This is a genomic window from Nioella ostreopsis, assembly GCF_004000255.1.
Classification (GTDB): domain Bacteria; phylum Pseudomonadota; class Alphaproteobacteria; order Rhodobacterales; family Rhodobacteraceae; genus Nioella; species Nioella ostreopsis.
The window spans coordinates 1-2,810 of record NZ_RCIQ01000060.1 but is presented as its reverse complement, the minus strand read 5'-3'; the positions used below and the strand labels follow the sequence as shown (position 1 = coordinate 2,810).

The following is a 2,810-nucleotide window of genomic DNA, read 5'->3' as shown; positions in this document are numbered from 1 at the left end:
GCGGCGCTGGACCTGGCCGATGGCAGCGCGGACGGGGTCATCGACCTTTCATACGTCGCGGCCACCGGCACGTCCTATGAATTCGTGGGCGAGGACGGGGGTGACCAGTCAGGCTACTCCGTCAGTTCCGCCGGGGATGTGGATGGCGATGGCAATGACGACCTGCTGATCGGGGCCTATCAGGCCGATGATGGCGGCGGCACCGACTCAGGCAGCACCTACCTGGTGAATGCCGATGACCTGGCGGCGCTGGACATTGCCGATGGCACGGCGGATGGGGTCATCGATCTTTCTTACGTCGCGGCCACCGGCACCTCCTATGAATTCGTAGGCGAGGACATAAGAGACAAGTCGGGCCGTTCCGTCAGTTCCGCCGGGGATGTGGATGGCGATGGCAATGACGACCTGCTGATCGGGGCCTATACGTCAGACGATGGCGGCGGCGACAGTTCCGGCAGCACCTATCTGATCAATGCCGATGATCTGGCGGCGCTGGACCTTGCCGATGGCACGGCGGATGGGGTCATCGACCTTTCTTACGTCGCGGCCACGGGCACCTCCTATGAATTCGTGGGCGAGAACGAGTACGACTACTCGGGCCGGTCCGTCAGTTCCGCCGGCGATGTGGATAATGACGGTCAGGACGACCTGCTGATCGGGGCCTATGAGGCAGCTGACGGCAGCGGCGGCTTCCAATCCGGCAGCACCTACCTGATCCGTGCCGCGGACCTCGCCACGCTCGATGCGGCGGATGGCACCACCGACGGGGTCATCGAACTGGGCAATGTAGCGTGCTTCTGTGCGGGCACCCGGATTGCGACGCCAACCGGCTGCCATGCGGTCGAGGCGCTGGCGATCGGCGACCGGATTCTGACGGCAGAAGGCCGTGCGGTGCCGGTCAAATGGATCGGCCGCCAGACGGTTGTCACCCGCTTCGGCCCCGCGGAACGCCTGATGCCGGTGCGGTTTGCGGCGGGGTCTCTGGGAAAGGGGCTGCCGCAGACGGATCTGACGGTGACCGCCGATCATGGGATGCTGGTCGAGGGCGTCATCTGCCACGCAGGTGCGCTTGTGAACGGGACGACCATCACGCGGGTGCCTCTCGCTGAGATGGGGGAGACCTATACGGTCTACCACGTGGAAACCGAGAACCACGAGATCATCCTCGCCAACGGTGCTCCCGCCGAAACCTTCATCGACAACGTCTCCCGCCGGGTCTTCGACAACTTCGCCGAATTCGAGGCGCTTTACGGCGACGTGCCGGAGATGGAAGAGCTCCCCTACCCCCGAGCCATGTCTGCGCGGCAGGTGCCGGCGTGGACCCGGCGGGGCCTCATGATGCCCGAAGCCTGTTAGGCGAGTGCGAGGCGCGCGCGCTGCATGGTGATTTGTTTCGCAGCACGCCCGGCCCCAATCGGGAGGGCAAATGAGCGCGCGGTCACCGGAATCGCGCGGCTCACTGGGGCTCAAGTCTGCCAGAATTCTCGAATCCGGGCACTGCCTTCCTCTGAACGTGCATCCAAGGGCTTGATTTGTTTCAGTATCCGGAGTGTTATGGACCCGTATTTCTGATGGCTTGCGGTATTTGAGAGGGCCGATCGGGATGGGAGTTCCGAAAACCCGAAAAATCGATGGAGACAATCCCGGGGCGGAGCGTCTGCGCACCCTGGGGGAGCTCACGTATCTCGCCTTTCGCGTCGGCGTGTTCGATCACGCGACCCTGCCTGCCGTTCGCCTGACGCTGCAGCCGCCCGTGGACCTCGACCAGGTCGTGGTGTTCCGCGATGGCGAGCGCCCGGTCGCCTCGATCAGCTGGGCCTTCCTGTCGGAAGAGGCGGAAGCCAAGCTGCTTGCCAATCAGCCGCTTGCCCCGTCGGAGTGGTGCTCCGGCGACCGGATGTGGATGATGGACACGCTCTCGCTCCTGCCTCCGAAGATGGGGTTCCGGGCGATCCGCAGGTTTCTGGACAGTATTCCGCCGCATATCACCCGCTGCAACGGGCTGCGGCTTGGACCGAATGCATCGCGTGAACGCGTGATCAGGATGGAGCGCCAAAATGGAAAGTGGCGCCTCAATAATGTTAAGGACATCGGGAGTTAACAAAAAATGGCCTCTGCAGGGATTTATCTGACCGGAGCGAATGGATCGACGCTCAATGGCAATGCGACGATTGGGACGCCCAGCGCGGACACGACCAGCAACGATCTAGTAGGTACCTACTCCTACAACGTTGATGTGACGGGAACCGACACGATCACGCTGTCGGGGAATTGGTCGGGCCAGCCGAGCACGAATTTTTCAGATGGCCCTTCGCCCAATAATGATGGCTCCTATACCGTGGTTGGGCCGAGCCTTCCGGCCTGGATGACGTTTTCGCTGGATTCCGCCTCTGGCGCGATGAGCATCAGCTTCACCACGGCGGATTTGATTGCGAATGGCGGGCTCAACCAGAACTTCTCGTTCGATGTGACTGGACAGGCCAACACCGGCGGTTTTGACACGGATACCGTCGAGATCAACATCATCTGCTATGGCGAAGGCACGCGCATCGCCACACCGTCAGGTGACACCGCGGTCGAGGCGCTGCAGATCGGCGACATGGTTCTGACCGCCGAGGGCTGCGCCGTGCCCGTCAAGTGGATCGGCCGCCAGAGCGTCTCCACCCGTTTCGGCCCCGCCGAGCGGTTGATGCCCGTGCGCTTCGCCGCAGGGTCTTTGGGTGCGGGACTGCCGCACGCCGATCTGACCGTCACCGCCGATCACGGGATGTTGGTCGAGGGCGTGATCTGCCACGCCGGGGCCTTGGTGA

3 protein-coding genes are annotated in these 2,810 nt (G+C 63.1%); all 3 read left to right on the top strand.

What is annotated here, in order from left to right; translation table 11 throughout:
• A partial coding sequence (locus tag EP237_RS22745) for a Hint domain-containing protein (protein ID WP_127563094.1) occupies positions 1-1,356 on the top strand: 1,356 nt, incomplete at its 5' end.
• 247 nt (positions 1,357-1,603) lie between these two features.
• Positions 1,604-2,101: a toxin-activating lysine-acyltransferase gene (locus tag EP237_RS22740; protein ID WP_127563093.1), complete on the top strand. Its 498-nt coding sequence runs from the start codon at positions 1,604-1,606 to the stop codon at positions 2,099-2,101.
• A gap of 6 nt (positions 2,102-2,107) precedes the next feature.
• Positions 2,108-2,810, top strand: a 703-nt coding sequence (locus EP237_RS22735) for a Hint domain-containing protein (RefSeq protein WP_206052352.1), incomplete at its 3' end; no start/stop codon positions are given.

Bases quoted from the DNA above. Each gene is read 5' to 3' on its own strand.
- EP237_RS22740 (WP_127563093.1), top strand. From the start codon at position 1,604: ATGGGAGTTCCGAAAACCCGAAAAATCGATGGAGACAATCCCGGGGCG.